Source organism: Pseudoalteromonas sp. TB41 (assembly GCF_000497975.1).
GTDB lineage: Bacteria > Pseudomonadota > Gammaproteobacteria > Enterobacterales > Alteromonadaceae > Pseudoalteromonas > Pseudoalteromonas tetraodonis.
Map to the genome: position 1 here is coordinate 15,706 of NZ_AUTH01000060.1, position 18,263 is coordinate 33,968.

Here is an 18,263-nt window from a genome sequence, read left to right on the forward strand (position 1 = left end):
ATAAATTGGGTTTAGTGGATGATTATGGTAATTTTAAGAATCAATTAGTATCAAGGAATTACATGCTTAACTACAGTAATATGCCATTAGACAGAGGCTCAAATGCGCGCAAAGACCCTACTTGGGTAGACGCAAAAAAAACAGCAGACAGCTTATGGCTTTTAGTTAAAGGCAATCACACCTTATTTGCTAACAGTAGCCCTGAGGTGGTGTATTTGGCTTACCTACAGGTGGCACATTTAGATTTAACGCAGGCTATTTTTTTAGGTTCAAATGAGCAGGATAATGCCGTATTTGCGCTAGATGTAACCGCACTCGAAGAGTCGTTATTAGCAACGATTATTGATGGCGCCCAGTTTGCAGATATTCGCCAGTTTGGTACACAGGTGGCGCTTGAAGATGGCTCAAATGCAGCGCTTGCCCGTGGGTTGTGTTACTGGCATGCCACTCATAGTTTTTGTGGTCGTTGTGGTACCAAAAATCACTTAGTTGAAGCGGGTCACTCTCGATTATGCGACAATCCTGCGTGTTTGCACCAGACTTTTCCGCGTACCGATCCTGCGGTTATTATGGTAGTAACTAGAACATTTTCTGATGGGATTGAACGCTGCTTATTGGGTCGCCAAGCAACTTGGCCAAAAGGATTGTATTCATCGCTTGCAGGCTTTGTTGACCCTGGTGAAACCCTTGAGCAAACCGTGATCCGAGAAGTAAAAGAAGAGGCGGGTATTACTGTGGAAAAAGCTGAATATATTGCTTCGCAACCTTGGCCGTTTCCTTCGTCAATTATGCTAGGTTTTATTGCCACAGCAAGCAGTGATGAAATAAGCACAGAGCAAGATGAACTTGAAGATGCAAAGTGGTTTTCTCGCGAAGAACTTGCGCAATTTAAAGATTGGCACCATCAAGGGGAGCATTTAAAGCTACCTAGAGCTGATTCAATTTCGCGTTATTTAATTGAATATTGGCGTACTCAGATAGAAGGATGAATCATGTCGAGCAAAAATAAAAATACTCAGTTAGTCTCATCAGGGCGCAAAAAAGCGTACACCCATGGCGTAGTCAATCCTGTGGTACAGCGCGCTTCAACGATTGTGTTTGATTCTGTGAGTGAGCTTAAAGAAGCGGCTAAAACACGCGGTGATAAAACGTTATTTTATGGCCGTCGTGGTACCACTACGCATTTTGCCCTGCAAGAGGCAATTACTGAACTCGAAGGGGGTGAAGGCTGTGCCTTATACCCATGTGGCGCGGCAGCGATAAGCCAAACATTGTTATCGTTTTTAAAGTCCGGTGATCATATTTTAATAGTGGATACTGTTTACGAGCCAACCCGTGATTTTTGCGACAAGATTTTAGCGGGGCTGGGCATTACTACGACCTATTATCCGCCCATGATTGGCGCAGATATAAAAGAGTACATTCAAGACAATACCAAAGTGTTGTTTTTAGAATCTCCGGGTTCAATTACCATGGAGATTCAAGATGTTCCCGCTATGGTGCAAGTTGCAAATGATCATAATGTGATGACGGTGCTTGATAACACTTATGGTAATGGTTTGCACTATCGCCCACTTGAACATGGTGTTGATATTAGTATTCAAGCGGCAACCAAATATATTGTAGGTCATTCAGATGTGATGATGGGCGTAGCTGTAGCGAATAAAAAATATTGGCCAACACTTCGTGAACACTCTTATTTACTCGGGCAATGCACCAGTGCAGATGATGCGTATTTAGCACTACGAGGTTTGCGTACCATGGCGGTGCGATTAAATCAGCATGAAAAAGCGGCTATTGAGGTTGCTAAATGGTTAGAGCAGCACGAGTTAGTTGATCATATTCGCCACCCAGCATTTGAAACATGTCCTGGGCATGAATTTTTCAAACGCGATTTTGACGGTAGTAATGGTTTGTTTTCGTTTGTAATGAAAACCGGTAACCAAAAGGCCATTGATGCTTTTTTAGATAGCTTGCAGCATTTTAAAATGGGCTTTTCTTGGGGAGGCTTTGAGAGCTTAGTAACGGCAAACCTATCAATGAAAGGGCTGCGCTCGCAAACAGGATGGGAGCATGGACCTGTTATTCGTTTGCACATTGGCTTAGAAGATGCTGAAGATTTAATTGCCGACTTACAGCAAGCATTCGCTATTTATGAGCAACATTTATAATTACTAATTGTTTAAATTACATTATTTGTTACAAAGCCTACCTCTGAGTAGGCTTTTTTTTGCTAGCAATTCAACGTGTTTACACTTAGTGTTGTTAAATAACGCTTATTTTAAAGCATGAACAACGTCATTAAGGATAGTCAATGGCAACACCATTACCAATAAACGTAGGGCGCTTAACTCAAATTGCGGGTTTTGAGCTTGTACGTATGTTTTTAACTAAACGAGGACTTATTGCACTGGCGGCTTTCGCGCTAGTGTGGCTTGTTATTTTACGTTACCCCATAGGGCAGGCAGTGGGCATTATCAGCTCCCCCGATTTTGAACAAATAGCCCGTGATATTTCCGGCTCTATTGGATTAAATAAGTTACTTGATTGGCCTGAAGCCGAATTTGCTATGTATTGGCTAATTGCTTTGTATAGTTTTCCTGTTTTTAGCTTATTTATTTGTAGTGATCAAACTGTGGGTGACAGAGAGAGGGGGACTTTAAGGTTTTTATCACTGCGCTCAACCCGCTTTGAAATACTCTTTGGTCGATTTTTAGGGCAGTTAGCGGTACTAACCTGTTTAGTTGGCATTACATTGGTAGCGACATTGGCGGTGCTCGGGTTTCGCGATCCGAGCTTACTTGCTGGTGGCGTTGGCCGTGCAGTTTCAATATTTTTAATTCTCATTGTTACTTTTGCGCCGTTTGTTGCGTTAATGAGTTTGATTAATACTTTTGCGAGCTCATCTCGCTTATCTATTGTGTTAGCCATTTTATATTTTACAGCCGGTGGCATTATTGTTGGATTGCTGGAGTGGCAAATACCCGCATTAAGTGTGCTTGATTATTTATTCCCTGGTGTGCAAATAGAGTTATTAGCCGGACAGAACTTACCGCTATTGAGTGCATTGGCTATTCCGCTTGTGCAAACAGCGGTGCTACTTGTGGTTGCGCAACGTGTTTTTGCAAGGAGCTCACTATGAAATCATTAATCACAGGGCGTAATTTAAGTAAATCGTACGGCTCAAAACTGGCTCTTAATAATGTGAATTTTGAGATTCAAAAAGGTGCTCCCGTTGCGCTTGTTGGCCCTAATGGCGCAGGAAAAACTACTTTATTTAGTTTGCTGTGCGGCTATATAGCCCCTAGCATGGGAGAGCTTGAAATACTCGGCCATAAACCAGGCAGCGCTGCTTTATTTAATAAAGTGAGTGCATTACCGCAAGATGCCCAGCTTGATCCGCGTTTTAATATAGATAAACAACTTAGTTTTTATGCCAAGCTACAAGGCATGAGTACTAAGCAAAGCCACGTAGAGGCACTTCGTGTGCTTGATTTAGTGGGCCTTAGCGAAATTGCAAAAAACCGCGCTGGGGATTTATCCCACGGTATGCGCAAGCGTGTAACCATAGCGCAAGCATTAATTGGCTCACCACAAATTGTAATGTTAGATGAAGCCACGGCAGGGCTTGATCCTATTCATGCCAGAGAAGTGCGCGAGTTGGTATCTCAGTTAAGTGACCAAGCGACGTTTATTTTAAGTTCACATGATTTAACTGAATTAGAACGACTGTGTTCCCAAGTACTCCATTTGGATAAAGGCGTATTAAGCGAGCACCAAACTAAAGCAGTGAACACCGATAAGCACTTTTACACCTTAATGCTTAGCGACGTGTATCAAAATGTGGAGCAACAACTCCAAGCACTTGAGGGGGTGAGTCGTGTTTATATGAGCCAGCACAAAGAGTACGTGATTGAGTATCAACCAACCAGTGATCCGCTCGATATAGCACTATTGCAATTTTGTCGCCAACATAATTGGCAGTATCGGCAGTTAGTAAATGGCCATACATTAGAAAATCAAATATTTAAACAGGAGAAACTATAATGGGACTATTTAGTGGTTTAATGGGTAATGCCAGTGAAGTGGATGACGCTGATTTAGAGAAAGTGTTGGCAAATACCCTTATTGAAGGTGAGCAAGTTGAAAAAGCGTATAAAGTTGTCCGTGATATGTTTATCTTTACTAATAAGCGACTTATTTTAATCGATAAGCAAGGCGTGACAGGGTCTAAAATGGAAATGATCAGTATTGCCTATTCTAAAATTACTAAATTCAGTAAAGAGAGTGCAGGGCACTTTGATTTAGACGCCGAGTTAAAAATATGGGTAGGGTCAGATCCAACGCCTATTAGCAAGGACTTTAAAGCAGGTGATAACATAAATGATGTTTATAGGATAATCAGCCAGTATTCATTATAGAAACAAACAAAAATCGGTGTAAAATTAAAGTAATTGTTTACAGCTTGTTGCGATTACTTTAACATAAATTACTCCAACACTTTCTTACAAATTCCCTAACAAATACAATTGCTTGATTCAGTTTTCGTTCAGTTTCGCGGCGTTAGCATACCCCCACTTTAGCAATGTAGTTAAAGTACAAAAACAATGTACATAGGGATGTTTCATTATGAAAAAGTTAGCAATTATTATTTCAGGTCTTTTATTATCAAGTGCTGCACACGCTGCAGATAGCTATCAATCAATCAGTAACTTAGGCTACACAGATACTGATAACAACGATACTATCAGCGTGGACTCTACTTACTACTTCTCTCCAAAGAGCACACTAGGTCCATACGACCAATTCGAATACATTAACAAGCAAAGCAACGTATTTGGTGGCTACGCTGATGACGATTTTGGCGATGTGACTGCTATTGGTGGTGAATACTTCGTTGAAGATTTTGTTGTTGGTGCGTCTTACCAAAATGCTGATTACAACTCTAACAACGAGTCATACACACTTTCTGCTGGTTACTTCTTCAACCCTGACTTACTTGCAAAAGTAAGATTTGTTGATCAAAAAGATGGTGATAACGTTACATTCTTTTCTTTAGCATACAACCACATGCTAAACGATACAGATTACGTAGGTATCACTGTAGAATCAGATGATGATTTTGATTCTCGTTCAGTAGCTGCTAAATACTTTGTTGATTTACAACAAGGTAACTACTTAACAGTAGAAGGTACATTTGTAAGCCTTGACGAAGCAGATGATCAATGGAACGTAGAAACAAACTACTACTTCTCTAAAGCGACTTCTGTATTTGCAGCTTACGATAAAGAAGACAACTACAGCTTTGGTGCTCAACACTTCATCAATAAAAACATTGGTTTAAAAGTGGGTTACGGCAACAACGCAGATGACTCAGATAACGATGCTTACTTTGCTAACATGCGTTTTCAGTTTTAATTAAATAATTAAAACCAGTTAAGTAGTAAAAAGCCCACATTTTGTGGGCTTTTTGCTGTGTGTAATAAATTAGTGACTTTACTCATCGTTATATTTTAATCGCAATAGAATAACTTCATCATTTAGTGGCACTCGTCTGACAGCCCATTGTATTTAAATTAAGATCGGTCATAATTAAATCAGTGTTTTTATAACTGTAAAAGGAATGTGCTCATGTCAGTATTTATTATATTACTGGTTGTGGTGGTCGTGGTGTTTGCGATTAAAGATATCCGCCTTAATTTAATTACTCGACCTACTTTTAAGATGTTTAAAAAGGTGTTGCCGCCATTATCGCAAACAGAGCGAGAAGCCATGGAAGCGGGCGATGTTTGGTGGGATGGCGAGTTATTTAGTGGTGAACCTGACTGGCAAAAATTACATAATTATCCGCGCCCTAAGTTAAGTGAAAAAGAAACTGCATTTATAGATAATCAAGTTGAAACTTTATTAGCCATGCTTGATGACTATAAAATTGTACAAAAAGACAAAGATTTACCTAAAGAGGTTTGGGATTTTTTAAAAACCGAAGGTTTTTTTGCAATGATCATCCCTGAAAAATTTGGGGGTCTTGAATTCTCTGCTATTGCTAATTCCACCATAGTGTCAAAAATTGCGACTAAAAGCTTAACGGCCGCCGTAACGGTCATGGTACCAAATAGCTTAGGTCCTGGTGAGTTATTACTGCATTACGGAACAAGTGAGCAACAAAATCGTTGGTTACCTAGCCTTGCAAAAGGCGACGATGTACCTTGTTTTGCATTAACGGGCCCAGAGGCTGGCTCTGATGCTGGCAGTATTCCAGATTCAGGCGTGGTGTGCAAAGGCGAGCATGATGGTAAGGAAGTGTTGGGACTGCGTTTAAATTGGTCAAAACGTTACATTACCCTTGCGCCTGTGGCGACTGTGTTAGGTCTTGCATTTAAAATGTACGATCCAGATGGATTGTTAGGCGATGAAAAAGAGCTCGGAATAACGTGTGCACTTATTCCAACTGATCACCCAGGTGTTAAAACAGGAGAGCGTCATTACCCACTTAACATGGCGTTTATGAATGGCACAACGTACGGTAAGGATGTATTTATTCCGCTTGATTGGATTATAGGTGGCCAGCAAGGGGCAGGGCGCGGTTGGCGCATGCTAGTAGAGTGTTTAAGCGCAGGGCGTGGTATTTCATTACCGGCATTAAGCACAGCGACAGGGCACTTGGCAGCTAAGATGACCTCGGCTTATACGGTTGTACGCCAACAGTTTGGCGTGTCAATTGGGCAATTTGAAGGCGTACAAGAAGGGTTGGCACGTATTGGTGGACTAACTTATGCATTGGAATCATGCCGATTAATGACCGCAGGTGCAATTGATTTAAAACTTAGCCCGTCAGTAGTGACTGCTATTGCAAAGTACCACATGACAGAAATGGGTCGAACGGTAATGAATGATGCAATGGACATTCATGCAGGTAAAGGGATTCAGGTTGGGCCTAATAACTATTTAGCACACGGTTATATGGGTATTCCCGTCTCTATTACCGTAGAGGGCGCCAATATTCTTACCCGTAACCTTATGATATTTGGCCAAGGTGCAACCCGTTGTCATCCTTTTGTGTTAAAAGAAATGGAAGTTGCAGCAATGGATGACGATGATGCTGCACTTGAGCAATTTGATGGCTTGTTAATGAAGCACATTGTATTTGCACTGAGTAATGCAAGTATGGCCTTGGTGCATGGTTTGACTCGCAGCTACTTTGCCAAAGCGCCTGTGTGTGGAGAGACGGCCGTCTATTATAAACAATTAGGTAGAATGAGCCGAGGATTGGCGTTCACAACGGATGTTGCAATGTTGATGTTAGGTGGTGAACTTAAACGTAAAGAAATGATATCGGCACGTTTAGGCGATGTGTTAAGTCATTTATATATTGCATCAACGGTATTAAAGCGTTTTGAAGATGAAGGGCGTCAACAAGCTGATTTGCCTTTTGTAAAATATGCTATAGAGACATCGTTATATGCAATAGGCCAAGCATTTGATGGCTTCTTTAAAAACTTTTCTAATCCAGTGATTAACTTTGCACTTAAGCGTATTGTTTTTCCATTAGGTAACCATTATCACAAACCAAGTGATGCTATTGCCCAGCGTATTTGCGAGCACATGACTCAACCAGGGGTATTTAGAAATAGACTTACCCATTTGTGTTATGTGGATGAAAATGCCGGAACGGGTGTTATGGAAAATGCTTTCTTAGCAATGCACGATATGCACAATCAATTTAAGCAGTTGAAACAGTGGCAACGAAAAGGCAAGGTGCCTGCCACCTATGATATTGAACAAGCGATTGATTACGCACTTGAACATGAGTTAGTAACTAAAGTTGATGGTGAAGCAATGCATCATGCCAATAAGCTAAGAATGCAGGCTATTGCGGTTGATAACTTTAAACCTGAAGACATTTAACACTGGATTATAATAATGTAGATAATAAAAAAGCCTTAAGTTTATGATTTAAGGCTTTTTTTATGTTGTGTATTTTTTTAAGCTCGAATATACGGTTATCGTTACTAAGGCTCTGAATGACTGATCAGCGCCCGTAAGGATCGGCGATGATTTTATCTACGTACCACTTACCTTTTATTTTAAGCATTTCGATGCTGCGGAAATCATCGATTTTTTTACCATTAAAATAACCGGTAAACACAATGTTTATTTTAGCCTGATTGCCATACTGTTCTCGCAGGCTTGAATTTGACATATCAATTTCAATCACAACTTCATCGTATTGTAAATTAATAAGACTACGCGCAAACTGTTTGGCCGTCCCATACGATTTCATTATGCGGGCTAATTTAGGCGTTGCGAAATCGCTGGCTTTTTGCAAGTTATGCTGGTTATAAAGCGCATCAAAATACACAGTAGCAGTGTCGCCTGGACGATCATTGTCAATATACTGCTCTTTAGGTTTAGTATTTTCATTACAGCCAACGATCAAAATACTAAAAATGAGCACAAAAATGGTTAAAATTGTTTTCATATTTGGTCAGGTTGATTACTTATACATAAAGTGTGTGATGGAATGGAGAAGATGTAAAGAGGAGTGAACTAAATAGATAGTAACTTATTAAAAAAGCAATAAAAAAGGATGTTAAAAAACATCCTTTTTTAATCAGAACGCTCGATTATTGAACAAGCTCTTGTTCGCTAAACTCTTCGTCAAACATCGGGCTTGATAAGTAACGCTCTGTTGCACTTGGCAAAATAACCACAATATTTTTATCTGCATTTTCAGGACGTTCAGCAATACGTTTCGCTGCAACCACAGCTGCACCTGATGAAATACCAACTAAAATCCCTTCTTTTTTCATTAGCTCGTGACACATTGCTATACATTCTTCATTAGAGACTTGCTCTACACCATCAATTATTGATAGGTCTAAATTCCCAGGAATAAAGCCTGCACCAATACCTTGAATCTTATGTGGCCCAGGTTTTACTTCTTCACCAGCAAGTGTTTGGCTAATTACCGGAGAGTGGCTTGGCTCTACAGCGATTGATTTTACATTTAAGCCTTTTTCTTTTTTAAGATAACGGCTTACACCTGTGATAGTTCCACCAGTACCAACGCCTGCAACAAAGAAATCGATTTTGCAATCAAGTGCATCAAAGATTTCTGGGCCAGTTGTTTCAAAGTGAATTTTAGGGTTTGCAGGGTTTTCAAATTGTTGTAATAAAATAAACTTTTCAGGGGCTGATGCTTGAATTTCTTTGGCCTTAGCAATAGCACCGTTCATACCTTTAGCACCGTCTGTTAGTACAAGATTAGCACCGAGTGCTTTTAATAGCTTACGACGTTCTAAGCTCATGGTGTTTGGCATTGTAAGCGTTAATTTGTAGCCGCGTGAGGCTGCTACGAATGCCAGTGCAATGCCCGTGTTACCTGATGTTGGCTCTATAAGCTCTTTATCTTTGGTAAGTTGACCTGATTTTTCAGCTTCCCAAATCATCGATGCACCAATGCGGCATTTAATACTAAAGCTTGGGTTACGCGACTCAACTTTAGCGTATACATTCCCACCTGTAACACGGTTAAGTTTTACCAACGGTGTGTTACCGATGCTTAGTGAGTTATCTTCAAAAATAGTAGACATAATGTTCCTTTAGGTACAATCTGATCAACACATTAACAGTTAGTCTGTTAACTTTATAAGCCTACTTTACTGTGAGATAAAAAAAGTTAAAGTAAGCTTTGGCTATAACATATATTAATTCCGCTTATAACGGATTGAACTAAAAACTTAACCTGTTATTTTTTTAGTTATTAAAAAGGTGAACTTGAAGCCATTTGTTCGTTTTTAACTTTGTACTGTATTTTTTGTTTATGTAGTCGTTATTTAAACAAATCAACACTACATACTTATATTTTGTTGGTTAATTGTGCAAATGAACTGCGGTTGAACAGTTTATTGACACAAACTATTCAAAACATGATAAAAACACATTATCTAAATTCAATAAAGTAATCACCATGAAGTTAATCTTAAAATTAATTGCCGGTATTGTGGCCGGTATTTTAGTCGGACTCTATATTCCCTTAACTGGCGTTGAGCTTTTATACACAGTAAAAGAGCTTATTGGCCAGCTTATTAGTTTTACAATTCCACTGATTATTTTGTTTTTTATTGCCTCTGGGATTGCCGGGCTTCCTAAAGGGTCAGGGCATTTACTGGGAAAAACGGTTGGTTTTGCTTACGGCTCAACAATTATTGCCGGTACCTTAGCGTTTTTATTAGTCACAGCGATTATTCCGTTCCTAAGCGGTGGAATTTCATTTGAAGCTGAAGCAGTCACCGAGGTAGGTAGCTTTATTGACTTAGAAATTCCACCATTAATGGGTGTAATGACTGCTTTAGTCACAGCATTTGTATTTGGTATTGGTATGAGCCAGCTAGGTTTAGACACATTAAAAACGGTGTCTGATCAAGGGCGCGATATTATAGATGGTTTACTTGCTAAAGTAATTATCCCAGCATTACCGTTTTACATTGCGGGTGTGTTTGCTGAAATGACCGTGGCAGGTACCGTTGTTGATACATTACAGGCCTTTGGTGTAGTACTCATTGCCGCATTAGTGATGCATTGGTTATGGTTGAGTGTGCTTTATATTGTATCGGGCCTATTACTTAAGCGTAATCCTATTGAGCTAATTAAAAACATGCTACCTGCGTACTTTACTGCATTAGGAACCATGTCGAGCGCGGCAACCATTCCAGTCTCTTTGCAATCAAGTAAAGCAAATAATGTTAAAGAAGATGTAGCTAACTTTACAGTCCCATTATGTGCCACTATTCATCTATCAGGTTCAACAATTACAATAGTTACCTGTGCTATGGCTGTGATGTTTTTATCGCCTAGCATGGAAGTACCTTCACTAATGGCTATGCTGCCATTCATTATGATGCTAGGTGTGGTTATGATTGCTGCACCAGGTGCCCCAGGTGGCGCGGTAATGTCGGCGTTAGGTTTATTAACTAGTATGCTTGGTTTCAACGAAGGTGCAGTGGCACTAATGATTGCGCTGTACCTTGCACAAGATAGCTTCGGCACTGCGTGTAATGTAACTGGCGACGGTATCATTGCTTTGTGGGTAGACCGTTTTAGTGAAAAAGCCTCAGCTTAAATCACTATGGTGTATTTACCTACGATAGGTAAATACGCTTTGACAATATCGGGTCATAGCGACCGACGGCGAAAGCATAATATTAGTTATGGTTTCGTCGTATCTATGCTAATGTTGAAAATTAATTTTGTTAACTTGCATCTTATTAGGCTAGTGAGGGTGTTCCATTGATTAACGTACTTTTAGTTGATGACCATGAACTTGTGCGCACAGGGATCAGACGTATTCTTGATGACATACGTGGTTTTAAAGTAATAGGTGAAGCTAAAACAGGCGAAGAGGCTGTACAGTTTTGTCGTCAACATGCGCCAAATATAGTATTAATGGATATGAACATGCCTGGTATGGGCGGGCTTGAGGCAACTAAAAAGATTTGCCGTTATTGTCCCGATGTAAAAATTATTGTGCTTACAGTTAATTGTGAAGACCCATTTCCGAGCAAGGTTATGCAAATTGGTGCTCATGGTTTTTTAACCAAGGGGGCAGGATCTGATGAAATGGTGCGTGCTATACGTTGCGTGCATGCAGGGCAACGTTATATTGCGCCAGAAATAGCACAGCAAATTGCGCTTGCTCAGGTTACTGGGCGAACTGATGAAAACCCATTTCAAAGTTTGTCTGAGCGTGAACTGCAAATTATGCTGATGATCACCAAAGGTGAAAAAGCACAGGATATTGCTGAGCGCTTAAATTTAAGCTCTAAAACAGTAAACAGTTATCGCTATCGTATGTTTGAAAAGCTTAACGTAGGGGGCGATGTAGAGCTTACTCATTTAGCCATACGTTACAAAATGATTGATATAGATATCTCTTACTAGTCGATATATATGTCTGAATTTGATCATGCCCAGTTTTTAAAAACATTATCGAGTGAGCCTGGCGTTTATCGCATGCTCGATAATGACAACCAAGTTATTTATGTCGGTAAAGCTAAAAGTTTAAAAAAACGGGTGAGCAGTTACTTTCGCAGCAACATTACCGACAGCAAAACCCGTGTTTTAGTGAGTAATATTTGTAATATTGAAGTCACACTTACTAATACAGAAACAGAAGCGCTTCTGCTTGAAAATAACCTCATTAAGAAATATCAGCCACGTTATAATATTCTGTTACGTGATGATAAATCGTACCCGTACATATTACTCACGAATCATAAGCACCCTCGTTTAGCCTTTCATCGTGGTAGCAGAAAAGTAAAAGGCGAATATTTTGGCCCGTTTCCAAGCGCTGGAGCCGTATCAGAAAGTTTGCGCTTAATGCAAAAAATATTTCCGGTACGTCAATGTGAAGACGCTTACTACCGTGCGCGTAGTCGGCCATGCTTGCAATACCAATTAAAACGTTGCTCTGCGCCGTGTGTTAATAAAGTCTCTGAAGATGAATACGCGCAGCAAGTTGATTATGTCCGTAAATTTTTAACCGGTAAATCCCATGAAGTAATAGCCGAACTTATCGCTAAAATGGAAAAAGCCAGTGAGCAGCTTAACTTTGAACTCGCAGCTAAAGTTCGCGACCAAATTATGCTATTGCGTAAAATGCAGGAGCAGCAGTCTATCTCAGGTAATTTTGCTGAAATGGATGTTGTAGGTTTTGCCCATTTAAATGGCTTAAATGGGATTCATCTACTAATGATCCGCGATCATAAAGTGCTGGGTAGTAAGACTTACTTTCCAAAGGTGCCTAAAGACTCACAGGAGCAGGAAATCTTAACCTCTTTCTTAGGCCAATATTACTTAGCACCGGGAGCAACAGGACGCATTGCCAAAGAAATCATCTTACCATTTGAAATAGAAGAAAGTGATGCGCTCAGCGAAGCACTAACTCAAATTAGTGAACGTAAGGTATCGCTTAAAGTGGTTACCCGTGGTGAGCGTGCACAGTATTTACAGTTAGCGAATAAAAACGCATTAAATAGTATTACGGTTAAGCAAAGCACTCAAGACTCTATAAACAAGCGTTATGCTCAATTAAAGGCTACCTTGCGTCTTGATGACATTAATCGCATGGAATGTTTTGATATCAGCCACACCATGGGCGAAAACACCGTGGCCAGTTGTGTTGTCTTTGATTCTCAAGGGCCTAACAATAAAGAATATCGTCGTTACAACGTCACGGGCATAACCGGTGGCGATGATTACGCCGCTATGGAATTTGCACTAAACAAACGTTATAACAAGTTAGTGGATGAAGATAAAATTCCTGATGTTATTTTTATTGATGGTGGTAAAGGCCAATTAGGTAGGGCAGAACAATACTTTGAAAACTGGCCGCATGCAAAAATGCCACTATTAGTTGGGGTTGCAAAAGGCACTAGCCGTAAACCAGGCCTTGAAACTTTACTTATTGACGGTGGGCGTAAAACTATTCCTATGGATTCTGATGCACCCGCACTGCATTTAATTCAGCATATTCGCGATGAGTCGCATCGCTTTGCTATTGCAGGACATCGAAATAAGCGTCAAAAACAGCGAACTCAGTCGCTATTAGAAGAAATAGATGGCGTTGGTTCAAAGCGTCGACAAACATTATTAAAATATTTAGGGGGCATGCAAGGCGTAAAAGCTGCTAATATAGAACAGCTAAAGAAAGTTCCTGGGATCAGTCCTGACATGGCTGAGAAGATATTTAACCATTTGCATGACAAGGGCTAGCCCTATGTGCGAATATAGAAAAAAAGACATATCCAAGTAGTTATGTGGAATATTCCAAACACACTCACAACGTTTAGACTCTTTCTTATCCCCATTTTTTTGGTGATATTTTATATGCCTTATTCATGGGCATTCTTTGTTGCTGCCTTTATTTTTTGGCTTGCTTCAATCACTGACATACTCGATGGCTATTTAGCGCGTAAGCTTGAACAATCAACGCCTTTTGGTGCGTTTTTAGACCCTGTTGCTGATAAAGTAATGGTGTGCGCTGCTTTGGTTGCTTTATCTGAGCATTATCAATCTTTGTATATGACTATTCCTGCACTTATTATCATAAGCCGTGAAATTGTTATATCGGCGCTACGAGAATGGATGGCTGAGCAAGGCAAACGCGGCAATGTAGCTGTATCCGATATGGGTAAGTTAAAAACCGCAGCGCAAATGTTAGCCATTATTGGCCTAATTTGGCAGTACGATACCTGGATGATGTATTTAAGCTATGGCTTACTTTATATAGCGACGTTTTTAACGCTCAGTTCTATGGTGCAATATTTAGTTGCAGCATGGGCAGAATTGACCAAAAATTGATTGTAAACGTCTAATAACGCACCATTTTAGATAAAAAATAATCAAACAGTTCAAAAGTAGCATTTTTTGTGTTGACGCGTTTAATAATCTCTGTAGAATGCGTCCGTGTTGAGAGGGCATAGCCCCCTAGATAAACAAAGCGGCACTAGCTCAGTTGGTAGAGCGCGACCTTGCCAAGGTCGAGGTCACGAGTTCGAGCCTCGTGTGCCGCTCCAGTTTATCTTAAAGCTAACCTAGTATTGAGGCGGAATGGCAGAGTGGCCATGCACCGGATTGCAAATCCGTTTACCCCGGTTCGACTCCGGGTTCCGCCTCCAATCAACACTCCACACGCTTTAATTAGCAAACTCGATGCCCGAGTGGTGGAATTGGTAGACACAAGGGATTTAAAATCCCTCGACTAACAAGTCGTGCCGGTTCAAGTCCGGCCTCGGGCACCACGTTGTGGTTTGGTTACATACACCAATATGTAACTTATAAAAAATATTATTTAGAATTAATATGATGCGGCACTAGCTCAGTTGGTAGAGCGCGACCTTGCCAAGGTCGAGGTCACGAGTTCGAGCCTCGTGTGCCGCTCCATATTAGTTTTATCCACTTGCTTTAAATAGCAAACTCGATGCCCGAGTGGTGGAATTGGTAGACACAAGGGATTTAAAATCCCTCGACTAACAAGTCGTGCCGGTTCAAGTCCGGCCTCGGGCACCACTTTTAATTATTGACCAAGTTAATTAAAAGTTGATAAATACTTATTTTATGAGGCACTAACTCAGTTACCAGAACGTTTTACCGCGACATGGTCGCGCACCAACGTACAAATTACTGATAAAGTTTTATGCGGCACTAGCTCAGTTGGTAGAGCGCGACCTTGCCAAGGTCGAGGTCACGAGTTCGAGCCTCGTGTGCCGCTCCAAATTATTTGATATGTTTAGGCGGAATGGCAGAGTGGCCATGCACCGGATTGCAAATCCGTTTACCCCGGTTCGACTCCGGGTTCCGCCTCCAAATAATTACTCCACACGCTTTAACTAGCAAACTCGATGCCCGAGTGGTGGAATTGGTAGACACAAGGGATTTAAAATCCCTCGACTAACAAGTCGTGCCGGTTCAAGTCCGGCCTCGGGCACCACTTTATATTCTTTCCGTAAAATCTAATTAAATCATCATATCTTTATTACTAAGTCCCTTGAAGCACACTAATTTACTACCCCCTGTTGTTATCAATAATGGTTTGTTGCAAGGTCTGATACATACTCTTGGCTCACCAATAGACTGTCATTGAACACTTCAGACTTTTTTACAAGTTAATCAAGGTGTAGTGTAGGTCGTTAGCTAAATCATAAACTAGACTTTTTAATACCAATTCGCTTAATTAAGCGGTCTATTTTGAGGCAGGAAAAACGGGTTGATAGCTAGGCAAAAAATTCGCTATTTAGTTGTTCTAAATGAGAATTTTTTAACACAGATAGCGACACGTTTAGCCCCGCAAAATGATTGAGTATTATTGCGGATTGGTATAATAAGCGCAGTGTTAGTTATTATGGTTATGCAGTAATGTATATAAACCTAAGCAGGGATGTCGTTATAAGCATTCAGACCTACTACATAGGTTATTAAATTTACTTGTAGGATGCTTATAATGTTTGGATAAGGTGAGCTTATAGGTAGGTTGGGCGGCTTTAATAACGTCTATCTTCACACTAGTAATTTATCAGTAACTTTTAGATTAAAGTTAAATCAATAAAAAACCCGAAATGACAATGGCCGTTTCGGGTTTTTAACTTGAAGTTATAAAAACTAATTATTTATGCCAAATACCTTTTGGAATAGTTTTATTGAGTTTGTCGTTCTTACTTGGATCAAACGTCGGTAACTTTCCGGCGCGTCGCTGAGCGTTATAATCTTTAGCAAGCCACACGACAACACCTGAGAGCATAAATAATGCGATTACGTTCACTATTGCCATTAAGCCCATAGATACATCAGCTAATGTCCACACTAGTGGTAATTCGCCCAATGCACCAAACATTACCATACCTAACACTAATAACCTGAAGATCAACATGCCAGATGCGTGGTTATGTTCTAAGAATAATAAGTTCGTTTCAGCATACGAGTAGTTAGCCACAATTGATGTAAATGCAAAAAACAAAATAGCGACTGCTACAAATATGGCACCCCAGCTGCCTACATGTTCTTCAAGGGCTGCTTGTGTAAGCGCTATACCCGTTACATCTGAGCCTGGCACTAATTGCTCTGATAATAAAATAAGAGCAGCAGTTGCAGTACAAATAATAATAGTATCTACAAATACACCCAGCATTTGTACATACCCCTGTGAAGCAGGGTGAGGTGGGTTTGGTGTTGCAGTTGCTGCAGCATTCGCAGCACTACCCATACCGGCTTCGTTTGAGAACAAGCCGCGCTTGATCCCTTGGATCATCGCTTGCATTACACCATAACCAATTGCCCCCGCACCCGCTTGCTCAATACCAAAAGCACTTCTGATCACATGCATAAATACATTAGGTAACTCAGTGTAATTTACAGCACATATATAAAGTGCAACCACAAGGTAAGCAGCAGCCATAAATGGAACGGCTAATTCAGCAAATCGAGAAATGGTTTTTAGACCGCCAAATATAATAATACCTGACCCAATAACAAGAGCGATACCGACTATATAGTTAGGGATACCAAAGGCGACTTCAAAAGCCGCAGCAATAGAATTTGACTGTACTGCGTTAAAAACTAAACCAAAGGCTAAAATTAAGCACAATGAAAAGACAACACCCATCCAACGCTTACCAAGTCCGTACTCCATATAATAGGCCGGACCACCACGGAAGTTACCTTCTTCATCGCGTATTTTATAAGCTTGTGCCAATGTACTTTCAGCAAAGCTAGTAGCCATACCAATTAAAGCAATTAACCACATCCAAAAAATAGCACCTGCGCCACCTAAATAAAGTGCAACGGCAACACCTGCCATATTACCAGTACCAACACGGGCTGCTAAAGATGTACAAAATGCTTGGAAAGAAGAAATGCCGCCGTCAGAGCCTTGACGACTTTGAAACATGACTTTAATCATATGTGGAAACTGTACAAATTGGATAAAACCAAGACGTATTGTAAAAAATAGCCCTGCTGCTATTAATAAGTACACTAAAATATGACCCCATAAGAGACCACTTATACTATTTATTATATCTGTCATGTGCGTTACCTAGTGAACGAGTTGTAAATATCGGGCGCAACTTACCACAAGCACAGTAAATAGTTTAGTAAACAGCGTAAAAAAATGAGTTATCCACAGGGTTTTGTGGGTAACATGTGTGTCTAGGTGGGGTATCTTTGGGGTAAAAATTAAATGCAAAAAAGCCTTTAAAAACGCTTGCGTTAAAATCGATTCGCCCTATAATGCGACCCCACTGAGACGGCAGAGCGCAACGCATAGCGAGGCACGAGCTACTCAGTGAGTCGAGTAAAACTTAGTTTCGAAAACTTTCAAGTTTAACAAAATTAAGTGTTGACAAAAAAATAGGAAAGCGTAATATGCGCAGCCCTAGCGAGATAAAGTTAAGCGCTTTAATCGCAACGTTCTTTAACAATATAAAGCAATCATCTGTGTGGGCACTCGTACAGATTGAGTTCTAACAGCCAAGCTACTTAGGTAGTGAGGCAAGCAAATTTAGAGTCTCAATTGAACTGAGTGACCAACAGAATAGTTACTTAGGTAATTATTCAGCACAGTCAATTCAATATCGAAAGATATTAAATAAATTCAGAATTCATTGAGCTGTCGAAAGACAAAAAACTTTTTAATTGAAGAGTTTGATCATGGCTCAGATTGAACGCTGGCGGCAGGCCTAACACATGCAAGTCGAGCGGTAACA

The 18,263-nt window shown here is 40.3% G+C and carries 14 protein-coding genes, 8 tRNA genes and 1 rRNA gene; 20 read left to right on the forward strand and 3 right to left on the reverse strand.

The window, feature by feature from the left end:
* The first annotated feature begins 62 nt into the window (after positions 1-62).
* From nudC to L641_RS0108210, 7 genes are all read left to right on the forward strand, one after another.
* A complete protein-coding gene (gene nudC, locus L641_RS0108180) occupies positions 63-989 on the forward strand; it encodes an NAD(+) diphosphatase (protein ID WP_024601638.1) in 927 nt (308 codons plus the stop codon).
* A 3-nt stretch (positions 990-992) separates the two neighbouring features.
* A complete protein-coding gene (locus tag L641_RS0108185) occupies positions 993-2,171 on the forward strand; it encodes a cystathionine beta-lyase (RefSeq protein WP_024601639.1) in 1,179 nt (392 codons plus the stop codon).
* A gap of 143 nt (positions 2,172-2,314) precedes the next feature.
* Positions 2,315-3,142, forward strand: coding sequence for an ABC transporter permease subunit (locus L641_RS0108190; protein WP_024601640.1), 828 nt, complete (start codon positions 2,315-2,317; stop codon positions 3,140-3,142).
* On the forward strand, positions 3,139-4,047 hold the full coding sequence (locus L641_RS0108195) for an ABC transporter ATP-binding protein (protein WP_013464586.1): 909 nt from the start codon (positions 3,139-3,141) through the stop codon (positions 4,045-4,047). The genes L641_RS0108190 and L641_RS0108195 overlap by 4 nt, the downstream gene beginning before the upstream one ends.
* On the forward strand, positions 4,047-4,421 hold the full coding sequence (locus tag L641_RS0108200) for a PH domain-containing protein (RefSeq protein WP_013464587.1): 375 nt from the start codon (positions 4,047-4,049) through the stop codon (positions 4,419-4,421). Before L641_RS0108195 ends, L641_RS0108200 begins: the two co-directional genes overlap by 1 nt.
* 208 nt (positions 4,422-4,629) lie before the next feature.
* The gene (locus tag L641_RS0108205; RefSeq protein WP_013464588.1) at positions 4,630-5,418 is read left to right on the forward strand and encodes a putative porin; all 789 of its coding nucleotides are present in this window, start codon (positions 4,630-4,632) and stop codon (positions 5,416-5,418) included.
* A gap of 213 nt (positions 5,419-5,631) precedes the next feature.
* Positions 5,632-7,908 (forward strand): acyl-CoA dehydrogenase, encoded by a 2,277-nt coding sequence (locus L641_RS0108210; protein WP_024601641.1) that lies wholly within the window; start codon positions 5,632-5,634, stop codon positions 7,906-7,908.
* Positions 7,909-8,032: 124 nt separating this feature from the next.
* On the opposite strand, the gene L641_RS0108215 is transcribed toward L641_RS0108210, so the two are convergent.
* Both L641_RS0108215 and cysK read right to left on the reverse strand, forming a co-directional pair.
* Positions 8,033-8,482: a hypothetical protein gene (locus L641_RS0108215; protein ID WP_013464590.1), complete on the reverse strand. Its 450-nt coding sequence runs from the start codon at positions 8,480-8,482 to the stop codon at positions 8,033-8,035.
* Positions 8,483-8,627: 145 nt separating this feature from the next.
* Complete coding sequence (gene cysK, locus L641_RS0108220) at positions 8,628-9,596, reverse strand: cysteine synthase A (RefSeq protein WP_024601642.1); 969 nt, start codon at positions 9,594-9,596, stop codon at positions 8,628-8,630.
* A gap of 377 nt (positions 9,597-9,973) precedes the next feature.
* On the opposite strand from cysK, the gene L641_RS0108225 reads away from it, so the two are divergent.
* From L641_RS0108225 to L641_RS0108280, 12 genes are all read left to right on the forward strand, one after another.
* Positions 9,974-11,125 carry a dicarboxylate/amino acid:cation symporter gene (locus L641_RS0108225; protein WP_016899481.1) on the forward strand — a complete coding sequence of 384 codons (1,152 nt, stop codon included), beginning with the start codon at positions 9,974-9,976 and terminating at the stop codon, positions 11,123-11,125.
* A 167-nt stretch (positions 11,126-11,292) separates the two neighbouring features.
* Positions 11,293-11,943: a UvrY/SirA/GacA family response regulator transcription factor gene (gene uvrY / locus L641_RS0108230; RefSeq protein WP_016899482.1), complete on the forward strand. Its 651-nt coding sequence runs from the start codon at positions 11,293-11,295 to the stop codon at positions 11,941-11,943.
* Between the two features lie 9 nt (positions 11,944-11,952).
* Entirely contained in the window at positions 11,953-13,776 is a 1,824-nt protein-coding gene (uvrC, locus tag L641_RS0108235) for an excinuclease ABC subunit UvrC (protein ID WP_024601643.1), read from the forward strand.
* Between the two features lie 42 nt (positions 13,777-13,818).
* The gene (pgsA, locus tag L641_RS0108240) at positions 13,819-14,364 is read left to right on the forward strand and encodes a CDP-diacylglycerol--glycerol-3-phosphate 3-phosphatidyltransferase (protein WP_013464594.1); all 546 of its coding nucleotides are present in this window, start codon (positions 13,819-13,821) and stop codon (positions 14,362-14,364) included.
* A gap of 139 nt (positions 14,365-14,503) precedes the next feature.
* Positions 14,504-14,579: transfer RNA gene (locus L641_RS0108245), tRNA-Gly, on the forward strand.
* A gap of 28 nt (positions 14,580-14,607) precedes the next feature.
* Positions 14,608-14,681, forward strand: a tRNA-Cys gene (locus tag L641_RS0108250).
* 36 nt (positions 14,682-14,717) lie between these two features.
* Positions 14,718-14,804, forward strand: a tRNA-Leu gene (locus L641_RS0108255).
* Between the two features lie 66 nt (positions 14,805-14,870).
* Positions 14,871-14,946: transfer RNA gene (locus L641_RS0108260), tRNA-Gly, on the forward strand.
* 39 nt (positions 14,947-14,985) lie between these two features.
* A tRNA-Leu gene (locus tag L641_RS0108265) sits at positions 14,986-15,072 on the forward strand.
* Between the two features lie 129 nt (positions 15,073-15,201).
* A tRNA-Gly gene (locus tag L641_RS0108270) sits at positions 15,202-15,277 on the forward strand.
* A gap of 18 nt (positions 15,278-15,295) precedes the next feature.
* Positions 15,296-15,369, forward strand: a tRNA-Cys gene (locus L641_RS0108275).
* 37 nt (positions 15,370-15,406) lie between these two features.
* Positions 15,407-15,493: transfer RNA gene (locus tag L641_RS0108280), tRNA-Leu, on the forward strand.
* A 672-nt stretch (positions 15,494-16,165) separates the two neighbouring features.
* On the opposite strand, the gene L641_RS0108285 is transcribed toward L641_RS0108280, so the two are convergent.
* The gene (locus tag L641_RS0108285; RefSeq protein ID WP_024601644.1) at positions 16,166-17,584 is read right to left on the reverse strand and encodes a sodium:alanine symporter family protein; all 1,419 of its coding nucleotides are present in this window, start codon (positions 17,582-17,584) and stop codon (positions 16,166-16,168) included.
* Between the two features lie 605 nt (positions 17,585-18,189).
* Between L641_RS0108285 and L641_RS0108295 the strand changes: the two genes are divergently transcribed.
* A 16S ribosomal RNA gene (locus L641_RS0108295) occupies positions 18,190-18,263 on the forward strand; the annotation flags it as partial.

Excerpts from the sequence above, each read along its gene's own strand:
- nudC (WP_024601638.1), top strand. The coding sequence starts at position 63 with ATGCTTAACTACAGTAATATGCCATTAGACAGAGGCTCAAATGCGCGC.
- L641_RS0108185 (WP_024601639.1), top strand. The coding sequence starts at position 993 with ATGTCGAGCAAAAATAAAAATACTCAGTTAGTCTCATCAGGGCGCAAA.
- L641_RS0108190 (WP_024601640.1), top strand. The coding sequence starts at position 2,315 with ATGGCAACACCATTACCAATAAACGTAGGGCGCTTAACTCAAATTGCG.
- L641_RS0108195 (WP_013464586.1), top strand. The coding sequence starts at position 3,139 with ATGAAATCATTAATCACAGGGCGTAATTTAAGTAAATCGTACGGCTCA.
- L641_RS0108200 (WP_013464587.1), top strand. The coding sequence starts at position 4,047 with ATGGGACTATTTAGTGGTTTAATGGGTAATGCCAGTGAAGTGGATGAC.
- L641_RS0108205 (WP_013464588.1), top strand. The coding sequence starts at position 4,630 with ATGAAAAAGTTAGCAATTATTATTTCAGGTCTTTTATTATCAAGTGCT.
- L641_RS0108210 (WP_024601641.1), top strand. The coding sequence starts at position 5,632 with ATGTCAGTATTTATTATATTACTGGTTGTGGTGGTCGTGGTGTTTGCG.
- L641_RS0108215 (WP_013464590.1), bottom strand. The coding sequence starts at position 8,482 with ATGAAAACAATTTTAACCATTTTTGTGCTCATTTTTAGTATTTTGATC.
- cysK (WP_024601642.1), bottom strand. The coding sequence starts at position 9,596 with ATGTCTACTATTTTTGAAGATAACTCACTAAGCATCGGTAACACACCG.
- L641_RS0108225 (WP_016899481.1), top strand. The coding sequence starts at position 9,974 with ATGAAGTTAATCTTAAAATTAATTGCCGGTATTGTGGCCGGTATTTTA.
- uvrC (WP_024601643.1), top strand. The coding sequence starts at position 11,953 with ATGTCTGAATTTGATCATGCCCAGTTTTTAAAAACATTATCGAGTGAG.
- pgsA (WP_013464594.1), top strand. The coding sequence starts at position 13,819 with ATGTGGAATATTCCAAACACACTCACAACGTTTAGACTCTTTCTTATC.
- L641_RS0108285 (WP_024601644.1), bottom strand. The coding sequence starts at position 17,584 with ATGACAGATATAATAAATAGTATAAGTGGTCTCTTATGGGGTCATATT.